The organism is Paenibacillus sp. CFBP 13594, from assembly GCF_014842675.1.
GTDB lineage: Bacteria > Bacillota > Bacilli > Paenibacillales > Paenibacillaceae > Paenibacillus > Paenibacillus amylolyticus_B.
On the sequence record NZ_JACYVQ010000005.1, the window covers coordinates 242,229 to 266,063 of the forward strand.

General features: G+C 39.7%; 26 protein-coding genes. 7 read left to right on the forward strand and 19 right to left on the reverse strand.

Features of this window, described 5'->3' with window-relative positions; all coding sequences use genetic code 11:
• Positions 1 to 4: 4 nt before the first annotated feature.
• Positions 5 to 430 carry a hypothetical protein gene (locus IFU39_RS17695; protein WP_192134064.1) on the reverse strand — a complete coding sequence of 142 codons (426 nt, stop codon included), beginning with the start codon at positions 428 to 430 and terminating at the stop codon, positions 5 to 7.
• On the reverse strand, positions 414 to 1,457 hold the full coding sequence (locus IFU39_RS17700; protein ID WP_076333288.1) for a ParA family protein: 1,044 nt from the start codon (positions 1,455 to 1,457) through the stop codon (positions 414 to 416). The genes IFU39_RS17695 and IFU39_RS17700 overlap by 17 nt, the downstream gene beginning before the upstream one ends.
• Before the next feature lie 253 nt (positions 1,458 to 1,710).
• Here IFU39_RS17700 and IFU39_RS17705 point away from each other — a divergent pair, with 253 nt between their 5' ends.
• Both IFU39_RS17705 and IFU39_RS17710 read left to right on the forward strand, forming a co-directional pair.
• Complete coding sequence (locus IFU39_RS17705; RefSeq protein ID WP_076333289.1) at positions 1,711 to 2,304, forward strand: hypothetical protein; 594 nt, start codon at positions 1,711 to 1,713, stop codon at positions 2,302 to 2,304.
• An 894-nt stretch (positions 2,305 to 3,198) separates the two neighbouring features.
• Complete coding sequence (locus IFU39_RS17710) at positions 3,199 to 3,717, forward strand: GNAT family N-acetyltransferase (RefSeq protein ID WP_192134066.1); 519 nt, start codon at positions 3,199 to 3,201, stop codon at positions 3,715 to 3,717.
• A gap of 333 nt (positions 3,718 to 4,050) precedes the next feature.
• Here IFU39_RS17710 and IFU39_RS17715 read toward each other — a convergent pair whose 3' ends face one another.
• From IFU39_RS17715 to IFU39_RS17725, 3 genes are all read right to left on the reverse strand, one after another.
• The gene (locus IFU39_RS17715; protein WP_192134068.1) at positions 4,051 to 4,536 is read right to left on the reverse strand and encodes a hypothetical protein; all 486 of its coding nucleotides are present in this window, start codon (positions 4,534 to 4,536) and stop codon (positions 4,051 to 4,053) included.
• A 331-nt stretch (positions 4,537 to 4,867) separates the two neighbouring features.
• Positions 4,868 to 5,242, reverse strand: a complete 375-nt coding sequence (gene cdiI, locus IFU39_RS17720; protein WP_164783154.1) for a ribonuclease toxin immunity protein CdiI — start codon at positions 5,240 to 5,242, stop codon at positions 4,868 to 4,870.
• Positions 5,243 to 5,264: 22 nt separating this feature from the next.
• Positions 5,265 to 6,587: a WXG100 family type VII secretion target gene (locus tag IFU39_RS17725; protein ID WP_192134070.1), complete on the reverse strand. Its 1,323-nt coding sequence runs from the start codon at positions 6,585 to 6,587 to the stop codon at positions 5,265 to 5,267.
• 644 nt (positions 6,588 to 7,231) lie between these two features.
• Here IFU39_RS17725 and IFU39_RS17730 point away from each other — a divergent pair.
• Entirely contained in the window at positions 7,232 to 7,795 is a 564-nt protein-coding gene (locus IFU39_RS17730) for a DUF4879 domain-containing protein (protein ID WP_036614488.1), read from the forward strand.
• Positions 7,796 to 7,998: 203 nt separating this feature from the next.
• On the opposite strand, the gene yaaA is transcribed toward IFU39_RS17730, so the two are convergent.
• The 9 genes from yaaA to IFU39_RS17775 form a co-directional block, all read right to left on the reverse strand.
• The gene (yaaA, locus tag IFU39_RS17735) at positions 7,999 to 8,751 is read right to left on the reverse strand and encodes a peroxide stress protein YaaA (protein WP_192134072.1); all 753 of its coding nucleotides are present in this window, start codon (positions 8,749 to 8,751) and stop codon (positions 7,999 to 8,001) included.
• A gap of 213 nt (positions 8,752 to 8,964) precedes the next feature.
• On the reverse strand, positions 8,965 to 9,843 hold the full coding sequence (locus tag IFU39_RS17740; protein ID WP_081746030.1) for a prohibitin family protein: 879 nt from the start codon (positions 9,841 to 9,843) through the stop codon (positions 8,965 to 8,967).
• Positions 9,821 to 9,979: a hypothetical protein gene (locus IFU39_RS17745; RefSeq protein ID WP_165789856.1), complete on the reverse strand. Its 159-nt coding sequence runs from the start codon at positions 9,977 to 9,979 to the stop codon at positions 9,821 to 9,823. Before IFU39_RS17745 ends, IFU39_RS17740 begins: the two co-directional genes overlap by 23 nt.
• Positions 9,980 to 10,374: 395 nt before the next feature.
• Positions 10,375 to 10,815, reverse strand: coding sequence for a hypothetical protein (locus IFU39_RS17750; protein ID WP_192134073.1), 441 nt, complete (start codon positions 10,813 to 10,815; stop codon positions 10,375 to 10,377).
• A 54-nt stretch (positions 10,816 to 10,869) separates the two neighbouring features.
• Positions 10,870 to 11,271 (reverse strand): DUF4279 domain-containing protein, encoded by a 402-nt coding sequence (locus tag IFU39_RS17755; protein WP_244661021.1) that lies wholly within the window; start codon positions 11,269 to 11,271, stop codon positions 10,870 to 10,872.
• Between the two features lie 217 nt (positions 11,272 to 11,488).
• Entirely contained in the window at positions 11,489 to 11,944 is a 456-nt protein-coding gene (locus IFU39_RS17760) for a hypothetical protein (protein ID WP_192134075.1), read from the reverse strand.
• 235 nt (positions 11,945 to 12,179) lie between these two features.
• On the reverse strand, positions 12,180 to 12,461 hold the full coding sequence (locus IFU39_RS17765) for a DUF3139 domain-containing protein (protein ID WP_192134077.1): 282 nt from the start codon (positions 12,459 to 12,461) through the stop codon (positions 12,180 to 12,182).
• A 63-nt stretch (positions 12,462 to 12,524) separates the two neighbouring features.
• Complete coding sequence (locus IFU39_RS17770; RefSeq protein WP_127545522.1) at positions 12,525 to 12,884, reverse strand: hypothetical protein; 360 nt, start codon at positions 12,882 to 12,884, stop codon at positions 12,525 to 12,527.
• A 256-nt stretch (positions 12,885 to 13,140) separates the two neighbouring features.
• Positions 13,141 to 13,815, reverse strand: coding sequence for a hypothetical protein (locus tag IFU39_RS17775; RefSeq protein WP_192134079.1), 675 nt, complete (start codon positions 13,813 to 13,815; stop codon positions 13,141 to 13,143).
• Between the two features lie 399 nt (positions 13,816 to 14,214).
• Between IFU39_RS17775 and IFU39_RS17780 the strand changes: the two genes are divergently transcribed.
• The 4 genes from IFU39_RS17780 to IFU39_RS17795 all read left to right on the forward strand — a co-directional run bounded on the left by IFU39_RS17780 (position 14,215) and on the right by IFU39_RS17795 (position 17,935).
• Positions 14,215 to 14,985: a hypothetical protein gene (locus IFU39_RS17780; RefSeq protein ID WP_076328009.1), complete on the forward strand. Its 771-nt coding sequence runs from the start codon at positions 14,215 to 14,217 to the stop codon at positions 14,983 to 14,985.
• A 323-nt stretch (positions 14,986 to 15,308) separates the two neighbouring features.
• Complete coding sequence (locus IFU39_RS17785) at positions 15,309 to 16,244, forward strand: LytTR family transcriptional regulator DNA-binding domain-containing protein (protein ID WP_192134081.1); 936 nt, start codon at positions 15,309 to 15,311, stop codon at positions 16,242 to 16,244.
• 138 nt (positions 16,245 to 16,382) lie between these two features.
• Complete coding sequence (locus IFU39_RS17790) at positions 16,383 to 17,228, forward strand: ABC transporter ATP-binding protein (RefSeq protein WP_192134083.1); 846 nt, start codon at positions 16,383 to 16,385, stop codon at positions 17,226 to 17,228.
• On the forward strand, positions 17,225 to 17,935 hold the full coding sequence (locus IFU39_RS17795; protein WP_192134085.1) for an ABC transporter permease: 711 nt from the start codon (positions 17,225 to 17,227) through the stop codon (positions 17,933 to 17,935). The genes IFU39_RS17790 and IFU39_RS17795 overlap by 4 nt, the downstream gene beginning before the upstream one ends.
• A gap of 121 nt (positions 17,936 to 18,056) precedes the next feature.
• Here the strand turns inward: IFU39_RS17795 and IFU39_RS17800 are convergent, their stop codons facing one another.
• From IFU39_RS17800 to IFU39_RS17820, 5 genes are all read right to left on the reverse strand, one after another.
• The gene (locus IFU39_RS17800; protein ID WP_235431594.1) at positions 18,057 to 18,944 is read right to left on the reverse strand and encodes a cell wall hydrolase; all 888 of its coding nucleotides are present in this window, start codon (positions 18,942 to 18,944) and stop codon (positions 18,057 to 18,059) included.
• Between the two features lie 278 nt (positions 18,945 to 19,222).
• On the reverse strand, positions 19,223 to 20,440 hold the full coding sequence (locus tag IFU39_RS17805) for an MFS transporter (protein ID WP_124116114.1): 1,218 nt from the start codon (positions 20,438 to 20,440) through the stop codon (positions 19,223 to 19,225).
• Positions 20,441 to 20,553: 113 nt separating this feature from the next.
• Positions 20,554 to 21,369, reverse strand: a complete 816-nt coding sequence (locus IFU39_RS17810; RefSeq protein WP_192134087.1) for a carbohydrate ABC transporter permease — start codon at positions 21,367 to 21,369, stop codon at positions 20,554 to 20,556.
• A 143-nt stretch (positions 21,370 to 21,512) separates the two neighbouring features.
• Complete coding sequence (locus tag IFU39_RS17815) at positions 21,513 to 22,385, reverse strand: carbohydrate ABC transporter permease (RefSeq protein WP_192134089.1); 873 nt, start codon at positions 22,383 to 22,385, stop codon at positions 21,513 to 21,515.
• Positions 22,386 to 22,388: 3 nt separating this feature from the next.
• Positions 22,389 to 23,663, reverse strand: coding sequence for an ABC transporter substrate-binding protein (locus IFU39_RS17820; RefSeq protein WP_192134091.1), 1,275 nt, complete (start codon positions 23,661 to 23,663; stop codon positions 22,389 to 22,391).
• Between the last annotated feature and the right edge of the window lie 172 nt (positions 23,664 to 23,835).

The window sequence follows — 23,835 nt, forward strand, 5'->3', positions numbered from 1 at the left end:
CTACTCAATTTTCATTACTTCCTTTACTAACTGAATTAAACCACCCTACCACATCGTCTTCTATGTTGTTTATAGATTTTTTTCCTCTTAAATCCGAATTATTTTCTGTTTTTTCTTGCTGCAAGTATAATATTACAAGTTTTATAGAAGCTGAAATCATTAACGAGTCATACTGTTCAAACACATGCTTCAGCAACCTAGATGCTAAATATGGCCTAGCTTTAAATAAATACTCGTTAAACTCCGTTTTAAATACTTCTTTTATAAAAGAAGTCAAATCTTTGTTTCTAGGAAAAATCTCTTTGTTTAATATAAGTTCATATAAGATGCCTAAATACAAACTTTGGGTTTGTTGAAGAGAGAACTTGTTTTTGTTAATTACACTCAATTCTCCAATAAAGTCTCTCTTTTTCTCATTTTTCTTCTCCATCTTCTTCCTCCAACTGCAATATCTTTGCTTTTATTTCAACAATTGCTCTTGACACAGAATTTTTCAAAGCCTCGTGTTTACTACCACTTTCATCATATAATGAGAACTTCAAAGGTACTGACGATTGATATGGTATTTCAGTCTCGAAAAAAATTTGAGGTATTGTTCTCTGCAACCTTTCTTTCAGTTTACTGGCTATTGGCATATCATGTGTTAATGTAAACAATACTCCTAACGATCTAATAGTCGTACGATTTAAATCTCTTCTATACATACTGTACATCCTTAAGATGGCTGATTTTTTCTCGTGATTTTCATAAAAAGTTGATTTCACTAAATTTTCTAATAGGCCGATACCTACACTTGAAAATAAGTCTACCTTACTTGGAATTATGTAATAGTCTGAAGCAAACAAACTAGCTTGGGTAAGTATTGTCCAGTTAGGGGGGCAATCAATGATGATATAATCATATACTTCTCTAAGTTTGAAGGCTTGAATGTGATCTTCTAGAACATTGTGTTTTCCACTAGTGTCACCATATAAGGATTCGAACAAATCAAGGTCACCAGGAATTAAATCTAAATTGTTTTTTATACTATAAATTAAAGATGGATTCTGTAGTGGATCAACTATGCCTTCATGAGTAAACAGTGTTCTTACTGTAACTCTTTTTTCCTTTAATCTATTGTATATTAGTTGTGATGATATTTCTTTTTTATAATTCTCATCTTGACTAAGTTGATCATCTGTAGATTCTTCATATGTAGTGTTTGAGATTTCTTCATATTTCTCTTTTAACTCTTCAAGAGTGTCATTTAGTAAACCAGCCTCAATTTCTTTTCTATGATGCCTGAATTGATGATTCAACAAAGCTTGAGTTGCATTAAACTGTGGGTCCATGTCAATAACTAAAACTTTGCTTCCATCTCTCGAAAAAACATCTGCAATATTAATGGCGGTTGAAGTTTTTCCTACGCCACCTTTTAGGTTAATAAATGAAATTATCTGATTCTTACCTGTATTCATTGGTACACTCCTCACTATAATAGTAAATTAAGTTCCTTCAGACATTAAATTCGACAGAATTATGAATGTTCCTCCTAAGTGAGATAAATCATATTTTGCTTACAGTTACTAATTTACCGCTTTAGAACGTTTTAACAATATCAAAGATTGGAAGTCAATTAAAACGTCCTAAAATCTTAATTGGAGTTTAAGTTCTTTGAAGTCAAATCCGATATATCTTTTAACAAGAAAAATTGAAACGTGGTGAATTATATTGTTCGAACCTTTAAAAGATAACTGGTTGTCCATTTTAATTTTTCTTCTTTCTCCAGTAGGTGTTACTTCTTTAATATTATTATTATCATCAAATAAACATGAAAGAATTTTATTTACACCTAAGAAAAATCTTTACCGATTGATAACTAAGATTGTAACCTTGTCAGCAATTGGAACTTTATTGGCTACGTTAATTACTTCATTTCTTACTTATCTATTGAATAATAATATCTTCGAGTTTTCAACTTTATATTTTATTATTGTCTTTATTACATATTTTATTTTTATGAGTTCAATTCTTAGTTTTACGGAAAGGAAACACAAAACCTACCATTGGATCTACCTTGAAAAGTATCAATATGAGCCTTTATTGATTCTTAAAATAACTTTTAATAATAAATTACTTGTGTCATCAATTCCAACAATAGGAGATAAATTTAACCAAGGTTACATTATTCTCGAAGATATTTCGATTTTAGAGAATCAAGAAATTTTCTTTATTGGTCCTAAAAATATCAACTGGTTTAAAACTAATCAACCTGGTTTTAATGATTTGTTGATTGCAGTTAATAAATTCAAACCTAGGAGTTAAGAAAGTCCCTATTGTCAGCAACTTTGGAATGCTATTACTTCACACCCGATTAGGAATTTCTAATAACACAGTACTCATTGCGATTGTTTTTGATTACCAATCAAAGCTTTTCTGTCTATCCGGATAAGAAGTTGCAGTAGGCTTCTCCATGGATCAGCTTCACTTACTTACGCAGTGTGTCACCTTCATCTTTGGGCTTTCTTATTCAGTTCGTTTAGTCTTACCAAGCCTACAAAGTCTCATTTAGAGAGTCGGCCCCCTATTTCCGCCAAGATCTTTTAGGGCAGTTGCAGCTCCATTTCTTACTAGAGGTTTCTTAATTTCGTATAAGGGATTAGTAAAGATTTCCTGATTCGTTATGTTTCTTTGCGGACGTGTCAAGTGTCTCCTTACAGTATGTACATCCAACCCATAATTGTACATATTGTAAGGAGGCTATTTTACTTCTTTTTGTATGAAAACATAAGTACTCCCATCCGATAACTCTTCTCAAAAACCAAAGTTTAACCGATCAAAGCTTCTGACAACCCTCACATCTGTAATCTTATGCTCTTCCATATATTGAGAAACTATTTTCCTGTAAAGTTGGGTTAAAACATTTTCCTCTTCCTGCCAATCGGGGCCATACTGTAAAAGCTACTTCCTTTTCTGAGATGTTTCGTGCTAAAAAACAAGCCTTCGTCACAGGGAATACAGTCGATTCAAGGGGCGATGTTGAATAACGAAATAGGATGTTATACTTGATGTACAAAAACTTAATTGCAATAATTTCAATGTTTTTTCGACATATACAAAATGCGGAATTAGAACAAACACATATCGTAGTGCAGATTATAGTTTATAGAAGCGGATTCTTAGTATTTAGCCTTTAAAGTTGATTGGAGGAAAAGATTCATGAATATAGTAATAGAGAAGTTAAAAGACACAGATATTGAAAGCTTGTATGAATTCGAAATTGAAAACAGAATTTTTTTCGAGGAAATGGTACCGTCTCGAGGAGATGATTATTACATACCTGAGGTTTTTAAAGTAAGGAATGAATCTCTGCTTGATGAACAAGTCAAAGGACTCTCCTTTTTTTATTTAATAAAAGATGAAAATAACTCTATTCTTGGAAGAATAAATTTAGTTGATATTGATTCCGATAAAATAGGATTTCTCGGCTATAGAGTGGGACAAATCCACACTGGAAAAGGTGTTGCTAAAAAAGCATTAAAATTATTACTCAATACAATAGTTGATTTAGATATAAAAGAAGTTAAGGCAAAAACAACCACCAACAATATAGCATCTCAAAAAGTTTTAGAGCAAAACGGATTCGAGCATACAGAAACTAGTGATAAAGAATTTGAAATGAATGGGCAAATGTTAAAATTCATTAATTATACATGGATAAATAAATCATTATTTTAATCACCCATCGGACGCGACTGTTTAAGCTGAAGACCATAAGCCAAATTCCTCGTTCAAGATACTGAGGGGTTAGGCTTTTTTGTCTTTTAATATTCCTTATATTGTGAATTTCGCGTTCTTGATGTTATTCCATTGGGAAACTCATTGAGTATTGCAGATGAATTGGTTCTTACGCGCATTTAGTGAAACAAACTAGGTATATGTAATGGATCTATTAATTACTTACTTGATATAGTATTAACCGTTGACTCGCACACGTTTTTCCGTAACTTTTGAGCAATGAAAATTTTCACTTTTCTCCGCAAAATATTACGGATCTATTGTTCATACAATTCATTCAATCAATTTCAAATTGATACGCTCGATCTTTTGACCCAAAACTAAAACCTCAATATATTTTTCGTTTAACCACTCTAATGCTACTTGCCCTTCTTCTTTCAAGATAACGCCTCGCTGGCTTTTATACTGAAAGTTCTCTTTTGCCCATAACAATAGTATCTTTACATATTCTAACGTCTCAATTTCACATATACTGTCCTCTTCATCTTCTTCTGCAAAGATATCTTCAAAAGTTGTAAAAGACTGGTCAGATCTTATTAAGTTCACATTCCCTCCACCTTCGTATAACGTTATTTCCCCTTTCAGTAATTCGATTAAGTTTCCGATCTCTTCCTGGATCGTGGCGAAGTCTCCAAATATATCCGATCCCAAAGAATTACTAATCAGATAACCATTCTTTAATGATGAATCGATGCCTAGGTCCACGATAACTTCGTTGAAATCTTCTTTATATTCGATTGTATACCTGTATTTAATCATGTTCGTATCTCCAATCTTTTTAATACAACGGATAGGCGGATGTAATCATATCAATATAGCCTACAATAATTTATTCAGCACCTCTATTTGCTGTCCTCTCACCTTCTTTGGTTTATTTTCTGCATACAAAAAAGCTCGTTCCTCACAATATTCAGGTGGGAAGAGCTTTCGGATTTTTATAACATCAATCGGGGTCATACGGCAACGTTTTTAGTGCTTTCATATCTTCCCAACTGTACACCCAATACTTGGACTATGAATACTATGGACGTATAAGATAAACGAACTTTCGTTGTTCCTCGCAAATGATTTATGATTCACAATCAGTGAGTTAAGAATGTAAATCCAATCTTTTTTTTACCATATCTAATAAATTATAAATCTCCTGTTTAGCTTCTGGGTGCTCCTCCACGTACTTCTCACTGTAAATCATCAAATAGTTATAAAATTCATCATGCTCCATCACTGCCATTACATCTTCATCGTATGCTGGAGGCTCTCCAATAAAACACACTTTCTGATCACCAATATACTCTTCCTCTTCTGGCATATGATAGGATGAAAATTGTACCTCCAGTGGACCTGAACCATAACCATATCTCTCATGATCTCCGAAGTATGTTAAAGCTCTCGGAAAATCAATAATCCAGAAATAAGATTCGACTAATCTATCTATTTCAGCTTTTGTTGTCAAAATTTTGTACATCATATCTCTCCTCCGATATTAATTAAAAAGCAGGATAAAAGTTCTTTATGTTCCCTTTTTCATCTACGAACCCCACAAATTTCAGCCCATTTAGTTCTCCTTTAACTATCCCGTTTTTCACGTTTCCAGCCTGTATCTGTGGCTCTAATGCTGCTTTTCCCCAATTATACATTTTTTCATTAGAAATTATATTGGGATCGTATACTGTTTTGGGATCATTCACTCTCTTCCCAACCACATTTCCATTTGTGTCCGTTATCGGTTCAAAGATACTTTTATCTGATTCACTTCGCTTCAAGGACGGAATTTGATATTCCACCTCGTAGATTCCCTCAATGTTGTGCTTATTGGGTTCCCCTATAAAATAATCCTTTTTAACACTCAGCCCATACTTATTTGCGTCTTCTTGTAAGGTCTCATTAAATTTGTCCATATTATGACCACCTGATACTCCAGGTCTACTACCTCTCTTAAATCCATCAACGTTTACTAAATGATCATATGGTCTTTGCAATTTCTCTGCATCACTTACATGTTCACTTATTACACTCTTAGATACTTGCCCCGTAACCTCAGAACCCTTCTTCTGCTCATTCGCTTTCCTCGCTTCCAGATTCTTTTTAATCTTCGCCACAGCTGGATGAGAAGAAGGCAAACGAAACGGCCCTTTGCCACCCGGCATACTCCCGCGAACCATCTGAAATGCCATAAATAGCTGGCTGAACTTCAGAGAAGTCAACATGATTTGAGCATATTTATCGGATACAGGCTCGCCTGTGAAGGGATGAATTCCATTTTCAAAGGCTTTGATCTGCATCGCATAAATATCTTCTCCTGGCGCTTCAGCATCCGTAGCTTGCATCCGATTGATATCCAAATGCCCCTGATCCTTCTTATATGCCTGAAGGGCTGCCTGATCCGTAACACCATTCTCGTTCACAGGCATCCACATCAGCTTCCCATACACATTGACTTGCGCCATCCGGTAGCCTTTATCCTCCGTACTCGCATCATTACCCAAGGTCTTCATCATTACTCCCGCACCCACAGCGCCAACAGCACTTCCAAGACTCACCTTTTCAGCATCGACATTCTCAAATCGCGTAGCGATCTCCTTGAGTTCCTTGGAGATGCCCACCATACTCTCCAGTGCTTTATCCAATATAGGGCGCGACTGTTCAAACTCATAGTAGAATCGCTCCTGCGTCGCCCCCATCCACATCATCTGAACGAACATGATCTGTCTCGTCAGTTCACTGCGAATATGCTCCAACTGTTGTCTGGCCTGATCCACCTGATTGGATACATGATGTAGTTGCTCAGGAGTCACCTTAATTGTACTCATCCGTTTTCACCGCTCATCTAAGATATGATAGGACTATGTTAGCAGAATTTTAATGGCAATTACATCCGGCTAACCTCCTGATTTCACTGCATGAATCCGCTCAGAATGATTTATATCCGTCCCTCAGCCCCATACGATCTCTATGTAGGTGTATACATGTTCCAGAGGGTTTTCCTTTTACGACTACAGGATACTGTGGCATTTTACTACGACAAGCAGAAAACTTTAACAAATAATAGAATTAAAGAATGAACTTGACTTGTGCCGTTGATAGGGGTACTATATGTTTGTATAAATGGAATATATTACAATTTAAATATTTATTTTGGAATCTTATATTAACAAGATGGGTATCAGAGCCTAACATAACTAAGATATCAATGCGTATAAATGAGTTTTACATTTTGTCTGCAACACATAATCATTGGCAGGCATTCATTTTACATATACATTCCTACTTCATAGAGTTTTCTAGCCTGTAGAGTTCTACCTCCTTAATTTCTTTTTTAGTAAAGAAAAAAGGAGAAGAATCATCTTTAAAAGAGAGGAGGGCAAGAGGCTTTAAGTTGCAAGCAGGTCTATTTGTCGTAACCGCATGTTCTTGTAAAAGAATACCCATAACAAGAAAGGTGGAATTTATTGCTATGAGAAAATTGATTAGTTTAGCTCTTATTCTTGTTCTAATGCTTTCATTTAATGTAGCTGCCTATGCAGACGGTGATGTGACTCAAGCCAAACCTATGACAAAGGAAGAAATTATTAATTCCAAAGAATTCCGTGAAGCTGTGAAAGCGGCTAAGGCTGAATTTGAATCGCAGAAGGCAGATAATGCGGGTGGTCCAGTTCTGTTTGCGCCTGCTCCGAAAGTATCTCACATTAATGTATATGGTGTCGTATCTCCGAATGGCGGCCAAGAAATTTACGGCTTCAATAACAACCCGCTCTCCACGACCAATGATCATGGTGGGGCTTGGATTCAGTGTATTACTTTCCAGATCGGTTATGACAGCAGTCACTACGGCACACTCGCCGGCAATACAATGACTAACAACTGGTCTGAAGCTATTGATCTGGACGGTGATCGTGTCGTAGACGCTTGGGCCTATTCTTGGGTTTATGAAGCGCCTACTACAGGGGGACAATTTGTAGGAACGGTCTATTCCATTAATATTCCAACACAGTGGACCGCTTGGATTAATGTTCGTTAACAGGAAGGATGTAATATGAATATTGGAGGAATTGGCTATCCTGGTTCTATCATGAGGAATACGGGAAATAAGCCCAAAAGCTCATCAGCTTTGAACATGGATTTGATTCTTGATCAGGCGCAGGGATATACATCCCCTGCGTCTTTTCTCATTGTGATATTAAAGGGCCGACTTTGTATAGGAACCCACCGTTGCATAGCAGGCTACTTGCCCTCTGCTTGTATGAATACATACGTACTCTCGTCGGATCGTTCTTCTGAAAAAGCGAAGTTCAACCGATCAAAGTTTCTTACGTCCTTCACATCTGTAATCTTGTGCTCTGCCATATAACGTACCATTTCACCTCTGGCCATCTTGGCCCAGGTTGCCTTTTCAACAAGCTTCCCATTGACCATTTGTCCGAATACACAAGTAATGAACCGGGTTTCCTCACTCAGAAAAGGTAAAATATTTTTGCTATACTCTTTGGAAGCCAGATTTAGGATGTAGTTGCTTTCTGATTGAAGCTGATCTGCGAGTTTGCTACCCCAGAATTGATAGAGCGATTTGAAGCCTGGACCTTGCAACTTGCCCTGCATCTCCAACCGATAAGGGGTAACCCCATCCAAAGGCCGTAACATGCCATAAAAACCGGATAATATGCGTAAATGCTGCTGAAGATACGCCAGTTCCTCATTTTGAAAAACACCCGGAGCCATATATTGATACTGAATGCCCTCATAGGCATAGATGGCTGGCGTAAGATTTGCTTTTATATTCATATTCTGAATCCGTTCCACGTTCTGTTCGGCGATTGCATCGTTACACTTCCACATCGCTTTGAGTTCGTCATAGGACAACTCTTGAAGCAGACTCAATAGCTGTTCTGACTCGTTTATAAACTGCGGCATCTGCGCGATAGCCATAAGATCGGTATCAATCTTCATCTTTTTAGCTGGTGATATGATAATTCTCATCGTGCTAATCCATCCTTAATCTACCGTTGTTTTGTCGTTATCCATTGTACAGGATTGGACAGGTGAATCCAATGCCATGGCTTAACTAAATCCCTCATAGTACCTTTGAAAAGACTCAAAATGAACAAGTCAGCCCACGTTTGGACCGGCTTGTTCATTAGAATTCAACACATTCAATTGGTGAGAAAGCAAGGCGTGCATTTCAAACTGCTATTAGGGAGATACGCTCCCCGCGCCGCTATTTTGCTCTGTTTTTGTAGTTGGCAATTGAATCATTGGCGTATTTGACCCACTTACATATGGAAGTGCTCCATCCCATTTCTTGATAGTTTCATATTCAACGAGTTGACTCGATAATGATTGTTGAAGTTCTTTATTTGCTTTAGCTTGACCTTCTGCTTCTATCAATAGTTTGTCTGCATTACCCTGCGCTTCCACGCGCTTACGATCTGCTTCTTTCTTGGCGATCTCCAGTTCAGTCGTTTTACGTTCCAGTTCTTGAGAAGCTTCAACACGCTTATCGATTGCTTCCTGCGTCTTGGCATCAGGTTGAGGAACACCTACAGTAACGTTGGATACAATAAAGCCTAGTTCTTTAACGTCATCAGAAAAACGTTGTTGCACGTCTACTCCTGCTTCGGATGACTTTTCACCATACACATCAATGACTGTAAACTTGGAGATACCTTTACGAGCTGCGTCACGGAAACGTGTTTTGAGATATGTATCCTCAATTTCTTGAATGCTAATTGGCCCAAATGTATTGAATATAGAAGATACTTTACTTGGTTCTACTTGGTAGTTGTAGGCAAAATCGATTGTGATGTTTTTCCCGTCAGAAGTAGCAATCTGAATATCTCTGTATTCAACCGTTTGAATTCGGATCGGATATTTCGTCACTTTATCAAACGCTCCAACGAGTTTCCACCCTTGACTCAGTGTGCTATCTTTTACGCCTCCATTTGGTGAATAAACGACCCCAACATATCCATTAGGAATTCGTGTTAAAAAGAAGGTCACCATTAGCACGCCCACAATAATAACTAATGCAACCGCAATTGCCCCTACCCTAAACGTCTTTGAATTTTTCATCACCATTCTCCTCTTGTTTGAATTTATTGTATTTCTTCAAAATTCTACTACCTATTTTATTGAATAGCGGGAACATTAATGACCATAGAATAAATGCTAGGATAAAAATTAAAATGATTCCCCCAATAAATGGCATATCCGTCCTCCCCTCTATGGATGTAACCGAGTACAAATTTATAAATGGTAACTAATTATATCCTTCTTTATATATACTTTGTAAATTCGTATTAGGTTTCAAGGATATTCCGCGCTTGAACTACTATTAGGTAAAGTAGAGAAAAGAAAGGTGGATGAATGGGCGTCCAGTACCCAGTTATTCCTATCAAGAAAGTGATCATCAATTCATCTGGGTATTATGGATCAGGAGTTGTATCCATTGCTCTTCTCTGTAGGTGTACACATATTCTAAATAAACTGCCCTACTGTCACAAAAAAAGAGCCATCAAAATGTTTAATGACATCTTCGAATGAGTAATGATACGAACCAGAATTAAAACTATAAATTTATATCACAGGTTACCATCTTATGAGCTAAAACTCACTTTTAGATGATTTAAACCTTTCTAAGTCATAATATGGATTTGAAATATGATCTCCAACCTCCATAATCGTCTCTTTAATCTCGTTTAAAATTATCAAATCTATATTATCTTCTTTACTTATAGACTCTTTAATTTTAATAAAACAATTCTTCAAACCAAGGTTAACAACAATAGAGAGTATGATATCTACATCTTCGTAGTAATTAGTATTCCATAACTTCCTCATTAAGACATCTATCTCATTTCTAGTTTTATCCTCTAAAAGCTCATAAGTCATGATTTGTCGATCTGTTAATTCGGATAGGATTAACAAAAAAACTTTTTTATCAAGAATCTTATTTTCAAAATCTTTTAAAGCATTCCTGAACAAAGACGGTAAAACTTCTGTAGGTAACCTATCCGCTAATTTCTCAATATCTCCAATATTCATTTAATCATTTCCCTTGTCCTCTGTATGTATTTTCAGAATGACTTGTTTCCATTGCTACAGAATATACAAATCAAAATCAAACTCTGCGTTCAAATCATAGGCTATACCAATTGCCTTTTTCTCAATAGTAATCGCAGGGGTCTCATTATGCATAATCCTAATCGAGAAGCTAAACCGAAAATTCAAATTATTCTTCATTCTCAAGGTTTTCAACTTTTCTATATGTGGCTCCAAAAGATTGAGTATGTGATTCAATTGCTGATTGATATCAAAAGATTCCTGATAGTCCGTCTCCAAAAACCAACAGGTTTCCTTTCGATACAAATCTCTATCATCAATCTTTTCTCCTTTTATATAGGTTCCAGATGGTTCAATTCCAATCTGTTCTGTGATTAACTTCGGTTCGAAATGATCTCCTGTAATGATAAATTCAGCCATAATATTCGTTTTGTCCATATATGATCCTCCTAACTTTATTCATATATCAAAAACCTGAACTGCAAGAGTACTACCTTCTTTATTGATACATTTTATTATCATATTTGAACATCTTACTTATCTTTAAATTTAAATTAGCGAATTTTAAATGACCACATTTTGTCCCTCGACATATTCCCCCATGTAGTAAAAGCAACTGGTGAGTCTTCAGATATGTATTGGTTGAACAATAGACTTAAATTAAATGAATAGGAAGTCCCCAAGTATCCAAGTAAAAAGTAATGTCCGATTTATCTATTAAGAAGATTTCTTCCCCTACACCAGGTAATTCAACGGAGATATACATATTTCCACCCTCCTCAAACTTCTTAGTTATTGAGCCTGACAGAGGATCTCTTGTTAGTTCTTTATTAATTGAAACGATGTGTAGATACTTACCTTGATTTAGAGATTGGTAGCTTATTGCATCTCCTTCTTTTAAATTTGTGCATGACTGACTTTCGAACTGTTCTGTTTGAGTACTCTCTGTAGACTTTTGAGGGTTATTGACGGTAACTAAGCACACATTACCTTTTAGTTCAACAGATTTTAGATGCCTGCTAGTTTCTACGGGAACCGGATCTTTCATCATAAAAAACACCAGAATGATTACTGTAATCAATAATAAACCTATAAATAATCCTTTTCTCAAATATGACCCTCCTTCTATTTAACAACGTACCATTTACCCTCTTTCCATCTTGGCCCCGGATGCAGTTGCTTTCAGATTAAAGATGATCTGAGAGTTTGCTACCCCAAAATTGATAAAGCGAGCTAAAAACCGGACCTTGCAACTTATCCTTGCATATCCAACAGATAAGGCCTAACCCATCCAAAAGACGTAATATTCCATAAAACCGAATAATATCGGACATACAATTGAAGAATTATGGATCAGGCCATAGTTGTACCCATTTCGTTTCTCTGTAGGTGTATACAACTTCCTGTGGATTGTCCTTTAATTTGACGACTACAGGATACTGTGGCATTTTACTGCGACGAGCAGTGATGCTAATGATATCATGTTCATCCATACCCTTTTCAACGATTAAATACGTTCTTAAACCATCTTCAAGATCCTTCATATCATTCTTATAGGAGCCATACCATGTGACTGAAGCTACAACTATTAGTGCAATTACAATCAATACTCCCTTTAGAAATTTCATTTTATTCACCTCACTTTAGCCTGTAGTTTGTAATTCTATTAATATTTCCGCTTATTATCACCATCATTTGGTAACCACTATCTTTTCCGATTTTCCTTCCCAATCCATCTGAACTATAAATTCATCCTCATCCAAAAATGGGGACATCCCTTCAGCTTTTCCTCTGATTACAGTATTAAAAGGAACTTCTCCTGTAGAATGAATATTTTTGCTCATAAATTTGGTTTTAACTTTTTTAATTAATGAAGGATTATCTCCTAAGTACCTAATTTCATATTCATAACTTGCTACAGAGCTATTACTTTGAACGGTACATGAGACACTCCAATTCTCACTCTCTCCTGTATATGAAGTGACTTTGTTTGAACAAGCGGATGCTGTCAATAGAAGAAGAAAAAGCAAAAAAAACGATACTCTCTTCATAATAAATCCTCCTTTATAGTCAAGCTATAGCAAATACTAAATTAGCAAAATAAGAGATCATAATAAATTACATCTAGAGAAAATGAAGAATTATTTTGAATTTCAAGAAGATTATGGTCACCATTTTTGCAGTAGCTCTCATCTTTTCAAATATTAATCCTGTTATGGCAACACAGGACGAACCAGACTTTGAAACAAGCAAATATACTATTGTAAAAAAGACTGTCGCATTTGTATGACAATCTGCCAAAGTGATCTATAACACTCCGTTCAAGCCACCGAATAACCGCCCTAGAACATCAAAATATATGATGATGAAAGACATTATTATAGATATTGGTAGTATAATCAAAAATTTAAGTCTTTTCGTAGGAACAATAAATAATAAAATAATGACCATGATTAGATATATTCCCATAAGTATTGGGATCAAATAGTAATGAGTATGCTCGGGCAAGTAAGCATCGCGCAATTGATACCCTTCGGACAGTAGAGCTGTGATTGGAAGGGATAACACTAGATTAGGTACAGTTCCATTGCCTCGTGCATACCACATCACATAAGCACACATCGGAGATACTACTGCACACATCCCCCAAAAAATAATTTCTTTCATTGGAACGAAATGTAGAAAAAACACGGTGTATAGATAATAAACAGTTAGCAGCGACACAAAAAAGAAGAATACCTTAACTGCTGCTAGTTTAGGAGAATAACTAATAACCGATATGAGTGTGGCAACAAAAATCCAAATACCTAGACGCCCACCAATATCGTCAAATATGGGGTTAATCCCCTGAGCATCCACAAGCTTTGCCGCTAAACCTAAAATCACTCCGATCGTTATCGCACTTACAATTGAAAGGACATTTTGTTTTGTAGTTGATTGGTTTTCAGCTCTAATTTGACTTAACTCTTTATGTATTCCCACTTCAACCCTCCAACTTCCATAATTCCTATATTCTAACACAACCGATCCAGCCTGTAGAATCTGTTCGATCTGTTCCTCCGATAAATTTCATTGTTATTCTTCTAAAATGGTTCTATGTATCCACTCATAACCGACCCTGGTCCTTACCGAACAGAAATCCCCACTTTGTCGCATGGGTCCTTATATCTAAATCACTATATCCACTCGTCAATCCTCTATTACCTGAATTTAGGTCGTTATTCTCATTATCTCAATGCGCCATTTTGCTATGATTATTATTACTTTGACCGTAAATCTATTCCACCAATATCATATCAGGCCATATTATTTTCAGATAACAACTAGGTGGGTTGATGATCTTATTTAATTTTATTTTAGAGAGAAAGGGTGTCTCATCCTATGTTTATTGTTCAATTACTGCTCGCTATCGCACTTCTGGGTAGCTCAGGTAGCTCAAATCATGCCACTTCTACACAACTAGAAATCAATCAAATACAGCCTATGGATGCTTCTCCTGGACAAGTCATGGAAACCGGTTTAGAGCCTTTCCGGTCCGAACGCAATTATAATGGATGGGAGCCAGAACTAGATCAATTCGAGCAGGCCGCCAGCAGTCTTCAGAACAGGCTATTTGAAAGTGTTGTGTCACCGATCCTATCCAAACCTGGCGATACAGGAATATTTGATTATGGCGGGAATCTGAAATTACTAAAGTCTGTGCCTCTGAATACACGTTTTGAACGTGGCCCACTAACCATTCATATTGTTCATGCCCAATTATTAGAGGCTAGTGACATTCCTGAGGATTCACAGAAAAACATTTCCATTCTAAATCGAGAAGATATCGGTTCCAAGATCACTTATATTAATATTCTCTATACTGTTGAAAATACTACGGATCAGAATATCGGTTTTTACGGCTTAAACTCCGTTCATCCAAACACGGGAAAGCCGATCTCCGCAGATCGCAATTTCATGAGAAAATCATATGTCTATAATCAGTATGATGGCGTAGTTATTGATAATACGAATTACGGTTTGGTATATACCGATGACCCTGATAAGTTGGAATCCATTGAACTTGTATTCAACAAAGTCTATGACTACGATACTGGAAAAACCATTGTAGAGCCCACTTTGTTGAAAATTCCTTTTGCTGTTCAAGAGTAGTGTAAACACAGCTCCATCGCACATTATGACAAAACTATCACTCTAAAAAACCACCCTAATTCATTGAACTGCACCTCCAATTGGTAGTTGTGTCTAACAATTGGAGTGCAGTTCATTCATTTGGAGTGGTTTTTTGTTTATATATCCATGGTATCCAATCGCTTTTCGTATGCAATGCTGCTACGTCCAACCGATTTCTGGAGGCTCATTATTCATATGCCTGATCGAGGATCTAAATTATCTCAATTGAAGCTGACAAAAAATTACTTCAACATTATAATTGTTACATATTATCCAAAAGCAGTGATGACCAGGAGGACAAGATGCAATTTCAACCAGTGTATCATGATGGGGAACTATTTTTACCCAAAATCGAATTAAATATGGCATGTAACCAATCGATTGGCATTATAACAGACTTGAAGCGAAAACAGATTTTAATGAATCAACTGCAGGATCGTTCCCAATATTACATACTTCGAGCTCAACAAAACGAGTATACACAATTAACGGTGGAAGAATTAATCACATTTTTAATCAACATAACAGAGCGGAATGATCGTGCCACTATGTTATTGGATTATTTCGCTTTGAAAGAAGAACGGAAGGTAAAAATCAAGAATCTACGCCCATCAAAAAGAATGTATGTGACGTTGCTGCGCGTTTATTTTGCACATCAGCCTACACTGGTACTGGAGGAGCCCTATTTTTATTTGGAAGAACAAGATCGTCGCCAGTTTAAACGGATTTTAGATGATCTTTCGAAACAAATACAGATTTTAATTGTAACTTCTAATTTAGAGGATGCTATGATTTCCTGTGATTCAATTTATCGTCTGAATGAATCCGGATTTCATCTGTTGGATATTCGTGATTCAGAAGAGGACAAGCAAACAGTGCAGGAACAAGATCGAGCCAATATAACCCTGCAGAAGATTTATACGAAAAAAAATGACAAAGTGATTTTATTTAATCCGCCTGAAATTGATTACATAGAAAGTATGGATGGTTCAGTTCTTGTCCATGTAGGTGGAGAAAGTTTTATCTGTGCGCTGACGCTGACCGAGCTCGAGCAGAAATTGTTTAACTTCGGATTTTTTAGATGTCATCGATCCTATATTGTTAATCTACAGAAGGTAAGAGAGATTATTACATGGACGAAAAATAGCTACAGCTTGCGATTAAATACAGGACAAGATGCAATTGTTCCGTTATCTCGTTCAAAATTACAAGAATTAAAAACACATCTTAACATTTGATTTCCAGGGAAATATCGATTCAATCCAGCAACTAATGGTACCGTTCAGCCGTTGACAGCTACATTTCGGCGGATTTCGATGGTTGGAGGCATGTAATCTTTATATGCTTAAGTCATCAACTCCAAGGAAGTGATATGCATGGATGTTATCCGAGTAGAACGTATTCGAAAGAGATTTGAAAATAAGAATGCATTATCAGAAGTATCTTTTTCAATTCCAAAAGGTGAAATTTTAGGTTTTCTAGGTCCAAGTGGTTCTGGAAAAACAACTTTAATTAAGATTTTAACTGCGCAATTAAATCCGACAAGTGGACAGGCAACTGTACTTAACCAGCCAGTGGAGATGATGCATCAGTCTGCACAGAAGATGCGCTTTGGTATTTTGTCAGATAACAGTGGTCTATATGAAAGATTATCGATAGATGAAAATCTGGAGTTGTATCGCCAATTATATGACCTTCCTAAAACTTCGATCGATACAGTATTGCAGTTTGTAAACTTAAGCGAAGAACGCAAAAAGAAAGTCATCCACTTATCGAAAGGGATGCGTCAGCGTGTTATGCTGGCATGCGCAATTATCCATGAGCCGGAATTATTATTTTTAGATGAACCTACTTCAGCTTTGGATCCGGTAAACTCCACACATATTTATAAAGGGCTACGCTACTTAAATGAGAAAGGGACAACAATTTTTCTAACGACACACGATATGTCAGAAGCAGAATTGTTATGTGACCGTGTAGCGATTTTGTATCAAGGTGAAATCCAAGCTATTGGCTCGCCTAAGGCGCTTAGAAAACAGCATCGGGAAAACGTCGTTTGTGTAGAATTGGTAAACGGGGAAACCTACGAGCTCCCGATGAATGAAGGAACGGCTGAGCAAATTGCCGATTGGATGAAGCGAGGCTTAATCGAGCGATTGGAATCGAAAGAGCCAAGTTTAGGCGATATCTTTATTAAAGTGACAGGAGGTGAACTGTTATGAGTATCTCGTTAAAACGTGCGCGAGCAATATTTGTAAAGGACTACAAAGAGTTTTCACGCAATTATGGCATTTCCATCATGTTGCTTGTTCCGATTCTATTCGCATTTCTTTTTCGCACTGCAGGCCCTTCTTTCCCTGGGGCAATAGGTTTTCTTCTAAATATTTCGTTTGTGCTCTTAACCTCTTTCGCACAAGCATGTTTGATCGCGGAAGAAAAGGAACGTAACACCTTACGATCATTAATGATGACTCCAGCCACAACGATGGATGTATTAGTTGGTAAAAGCACCTTAGTCTTTTTCATGTCTGCTATTGTTCTGGCTATTGCTACGTATATATTAGGCTATGAGCCACCTAGTATATGGGCATTTGCAATTGCAATCATTCTTTCAATAATTCTATACACAGCAGTAGGAACGATATGTGGTTTATTCTCTAAAACGGTCCTTGAAGCTTCATTAGCAATCATTCCTGCAGCAATGGTATTTTCTGCTCCTCCTGTTGCAACAATCTTGTTTGGAGATTTCCCGATTTTTAAAATGCTGGATTATACACCAAGCATTCAACTTGTGACTTTGCTAAATATACCCCATACAGGCTTTACAATTGGAGACCTCTTAAAACCTCTCCTCATTATTTTGATATGGACGGTTGTATTAACGATTGTGTCTGTTATTTTGTATCAACGGCGGTTAAAGGATGAGTAGCCACTCCTCGCCTACACAACCAAAATATAAAACAAACCCCGGTACACGTCTGCATTCAGCAGCGTACAGCCGAGGTTCACCATTACCATTTCAAATGTTACACTACCTATCTCAACTTAACTCATCTCGTAAAATCATGCTGCCCAATAGTCAGCAGCGTTGGCCTGCTCTTACTCCACACCGAAGTGGCGATCTTCGGATTGTAATAATAGAGCGCTCCGTTTGTCGGATCAGCGCCATTCAATGCCTTACGAGCAGCCCTGTAAGAAGTCTGGGTTGGCTTGGTATTAAACTGCCCATCATCTATAGCCGTGAATTGCCCTTTCTGGAAAATAACCTTCGAAATAGACGACGGGAATTCACTCGAATGTACCCGATTCAACACAACCGCTCCTACAGCGACTTGCCCTTCAAAAGATTCTCCGCGCGCTTCACCATGGATCAGCTTCGCCAACTGGCGTAACGTCTCGCCTTCGGCTTTGGCCTTTTTGTTCAGCCTATTCAGCGTTGCTGGACCTGCAACGCCGTCTGCACTCAGTCCCTGCGCCTGCTGGAACTTGCGGACAGCACCTTTGGTGATGGTACCGTAATATCCAGTCATTCCAGCATCGAAGTAGCCCAGATCGCTTAATTGCTCCTGCAATTGCAGCACATGCTCGCTACGAACGCCCTGTTCCAACTTCTGTGCTCCCGCAGAAGGAGCTGCCACGGTCAAGCCCAGAGTCAATGCGCAGGCACCGAGAAGCATACTGACCCGCCCTGCTCTTTTGCCAGCCATGTTACCCTTCCCATGAGTGACTTTCCGACTGACAGTGATAGGTTCCATGTTGTCAGCAAACGTTAATGGATTCAGCCCCTCATTCGTGCTATCAACTGTAGTCCGTTCATTACTGTTCATATGGCTTCCCCCCTTCATCTCTGTCATCTCACTTACGCTATCTAATTCACTTATCATATTCTTTTCATTGATTTCATTCGGTTGATCCATTCCAATATTATTCTTCATCATTCCATTAACCTCCACTTTTCTGAATCCAGATCCCACATCTTCCTCCTGAATCCTCACGGTTGGACATCCCGAGTGTCATTATAGGATATAGAAAAAATGAAGTCTATCGGACCGATGACGCAGTGAAAAAACGACACCGAACATAACAAAAAGAGGCATGAGCCCATGGTCACACCATGGTCATACCCCTTCTTCTATCAACCTTACAACGCTTGTCCAACCCGTTATTTCCGTAGGCTGGCAGACCTGTACAAAAGTTGCGTTGTATTTATTGACAATTACTCAGCAAGTTCCTGACCCTTCGTTTCCCGGCCCCAGAACAGTACAGCCGCTGCGCCAATGAGGATGGTCACGAAGAAAATGGTGAAAATCAGGCTGATTGCCACTTCACGCTGAACCAGCATACCGACCATCAGTGGAGCAAGTACGCCACCGATCCGGCCTACCGATGTGGCAAGACCCACACCTGTCGAACGAACAGAAGTTGGATACAATTCCGGGCTGTAGGCGTACAGACCACCCCAGGCTCCCAGGTTAAAGAAGGACAGACAGATTCCTGCGGCCAGGATCGTCGCTTCCGTTGTTGCCAGTCCGAACGCAATCGCACTGCATGCAGTCAACGTAAGATAAACAACAAGTACGAACTTGCGACCGTAACGTTCAATGAAGTACGCTGCGGTGAAGTAACCTGGCAATTGTGCGATCGTCATGATCAGCACGTATTGGAAGCTTTTAACCAACGTAAATCCTTTTGCCATCACAACCGATGGCAGCCATAGGAACATGCCATAATAAGAGAAAATGACGGTAAACCACAAAATCCAGAGCATCAACGTTGTACGGCGATGTGGTGCTGACCAGACGGTAGCCACTTTTTCGCGGAACGTGATTTTACGAAGCTTGGCATGATTCTTATATCGCGGCGGGTCCTGAATGGCACGACGCAGATATAATGCATAGAACGCCGGAAGTGCACCGATGGCAAAGGCAATTCTCCATCCGTACTCCGGGATGACAAAGTTGGCAATAAGCGCGGATACAATCCAGCCCCCTGCCCAGAAACTTTCCAATAATACAACGGCACGTCCACGTTCCGCTGTAGGCATCGACTCGGATACCAGTGTAGATGCCACAGGCAACTCTCCGCCAAGTCCAATACCCGCAACCAGACGTAGTGCACACAATACGGCGAATCCAGTCGCCAATGCAGATAGACCGCTTGCAATCGTGAAGATTAACAAGGTCCACATTAGAATGGCCTTCCGTCCAAAACGGTCCGCAAGTGCACCTGCAAGCAAAGCACCTAATGCCATACCGATGGAGTTAATACTCGTCAGCACACCGACTTGTCCGGGACTGAGACTCCATTCCTTAGCGAGTGCAGCCACGATAAAGGAGATCATTCCGACTTCCATCGCATCAAACAGCCAGCTCATGCCGGCACTGAACAGCAGCTTACGCTGCTTGGGATTCCGCAATACTTCCAGTTTGCTCATCACTTATAGCTCCCTTGATCTCTATGTAGTCACTCTGACACTAAATCATTATTATGCAGAATGCTCCAGAAATCAATGCAAAATAAGCTTTTCCTTCCGATTTCTACGATACCTCACCCCTTGAGTGAACCCGCTGTCAGACCTGCAACGAAGTAACGCTGGAGTAACAGGAACAGCACAATCATCGGAATAGCAGTGACAAGTACACCCGTGAGCATCATCGGATAGTTGGTTACGTACTCCCCACGGAATTGCATCAGTGCTAGTGGTAAAGTCAGCTTGGATTTACTGCTGAGCATCAGCATCGGAATAAGCAAGTCATTCCATACCATGACGAGTAGGAACGTAGCCGTTGCCGCCAGCGAAGGTGCAGCAAGTGGCAGTGCAATCCGGGTGTAGAGCCTCCATTCGCTTGCTCCATCCATACTGCCCGCTTCCAGAATCTCCGAATTGAGCATGCGCATGAAACCTGTCAGCATAAATACTGAGACAGGCATGAGCATCGCGGCGGATACAACAATCAGGCCCGTCAGACTGTCTGACCACCCAAGCGTACGCGTGAGGGAATAGATTGGCAGCATGCTCACCTGGGAAGGAACAATTAGGCCTGCCACGAACAGCGCAAATACGATTTTGCCTACGCTGCCGCCCCAGCGGACAATGGCGTAAGCAATCATACTGCTCAGCAGCAGCTCAATCGCAACCGTTCCCAGCGTTACGACCATACTGTTCCCGAAGTATTGCCACATCGGCTGATTGCGGAACATGCCTATGACGTTATCCCACGTGAACGGGTCAGGCCAGCTGAATGGGCTGGTGAAGAAGTTGCTGCTTGTTTTGAACGAAGATACAAATACAAAATACAGCGGAACAAGAATCAGCAGCGCGTACACCAACAGGATCAGTCGATTGAACCATTTTAAAACCATGTAAACTCCCTCCCTTCTTTTTTAAGTCTATTAGGTCATCTTCGATGCCGTTCAGGTTCGCCGTTCGGATGGAACGGAAACGACAAATACTTTTACATATCATCCACTCACGACTCTCATACTCACGAACATGCGTCCAATCTTCAATAGCTTACCCGGTCGGCACGCAGTGCCTTGAACTGCAACAGTGTCAAGAGCGCGAGCAACACCAGGAAGATCATGGAACCGGCAGAAGCCAGACCAAATGAATAGCTGCCAAAGGCGGTATGATAGATATATGTTGTCAAAATTTCAGTTGCGTAGTTCGGGCCTCCGTCCGTCATGGTGAAAATGAGGTCAAATGCCTTGAACGACTGAATGGTCGTATAGGCCACAACAATCGTTGCCGAAGGTGCCAGGAGTGGCCAGGTCACCTTACGGAATACCTGCCATTTGCTGCCGCCGTCCATACGAGCCGCTTCATACAGTTCTGCCGGGATACCTTGCAGACCTGCGATGAATACGATCATCATCTGTCCGGCATGGGCCCAGACTTGGACCGCAGCGATGGAATAGATGGCGATCTTGGGATCACCAATCCAGTTGCGGGCGATGCTGCTCATCCCGGCTTCATTCAGTCCATAGTTGATCAACCCAATGGATGGATCATACATGAACGCCCAGATCAGCCCGACCGATACGGAGGACAGAATCGCAGGCAGGAAATACAATGCCCGAAGCACAATGCGTGTCTTGGTATTGCGTACCAGGAGCAGGGCCAGGACAAGTGAAATAAAGGTTTGTGCTATAACTACCGTTAACATGAACTCCACGTTATTGCCAAAGGCTTTGCGAAATACGATGCTGCTGAGACTGTCCTTGTAATTATCCAGCCCTACAAATGCATACGACGGGGATACCCCGTCCCAATCCGTAAAGGAGTAGAACAGCCCCGTCAATGTAGGAAATACGAACAGTGCCACGTACAGCAGCAACCCGGGGATCAAAAACAGGGATAGCTGAATACGATTCTTCATCGTTTATTTCCCGATATGCTGATCAATGATCGCTTGTGCCTGCTGTGCTGCTTCTTCTGGAGAAGTGCCGCTCAGCACAGCCTGAATGGAGTTGGTTACGGCTTTTTGATTATCTCCGTTCAGGATGGTGAACCGTGGCTGGAACACGGTCTTTTTGCTTGCCCATTCTCCGGCTACCTGAAGCTCAGGCGTATCGTACTTCACATCATTCACCGTTACATTCTGTCCCGTCTGGTTGGCGTAGTCACTCGCTACATCGGGATTGCTCAAAAATTCAAGGAACTTCTTCGCTTCTTCCGGATGTTTCGATTTGCTATTCACCGCGAGCATGAATGTAGTGGTATGCACCCCTTCATATTTCGCCTGATCGGCACTTACTGTAATTGGTCCAAGCAGTTTTTGCTCCAGATTCGGGTTTTGCTGTTTGTTCTGAGCGAGTTGATATGATCCACTGGCCAGCATCGCTGCTTTTTCTTGAATAAACAGTGCGCCAGCCGCAGGGTCCTTCGTACCCAATGCATCCTGCTGGAAGTAACCTTTATCGTTCAGTTCCTTGATTTGAGTCAATGTTTTCACCCAAAACTCATCCGTCAGTTTGGCTTCGCCCGCTTCCACTTTGGTAAAAATGTCGTCACTTGGTGCGTTGTTCATCACCATCGTATTCATGAATTGGCCTGGGCCAATGTCCGCTCCGGCAAAGGCAATCGGAATGATGCCATTGTCTTTCAGCTTCTGGCAAAGAGCCAGGAAACCTTCCCAATCGGTTGGTGGCGTCAAGCCGTATTGTTCAAACAATTTCACATTATAGATGGGATCGTTATATACGAGTTGATACGGGATCGCATATTGCTTGCCATCGTGCTGTCCTGCTTCAATCAGCTTCGGATTGTAAGCTGACAGGAACGAGGATCCGCTCAGGTCCGTGAACAATCCCGCTTTGGTGAAGGCTTCGAATTGTGCACCCGGGAAAGATGCAAATACATCTCCTACCGAACCGTCACTGATTTTGGATTGAACAGTGGACTGATATTGATCGGAGGGCAGTGTCTGCATCTCCACGTTGATGTTCGGGTTTTCTTTTTCAAATGCGTCAATGGTCTTGTTGAGTGCTTCGGAATCTTCTCCGCGCCAGTGCATGAAGCTGATCGTAACCTTGCCTGAACCTGAGGAGCCGTTATCTCCAGAGGACGCGTTATCCCCACCGCCGCAAGCTGACAACAGGATGGACATCACCAGCATACTGACAAGCGGCAGGATCAATTTTTTATTTTTTTTCATGAAAGACGACCTCCTGAGGATGATTGATATGTTAACTAAAGAATGTTTATACTGAACGCACTCCGATGACAGAATAACCTTCCGATCGCTGTTATCCCCAGATTTATTTGATTCCCTTTTATAAAAGGAAAAATCCGGGGATAAAGGCGAACGCTTCGCTTCTTCACGTTAT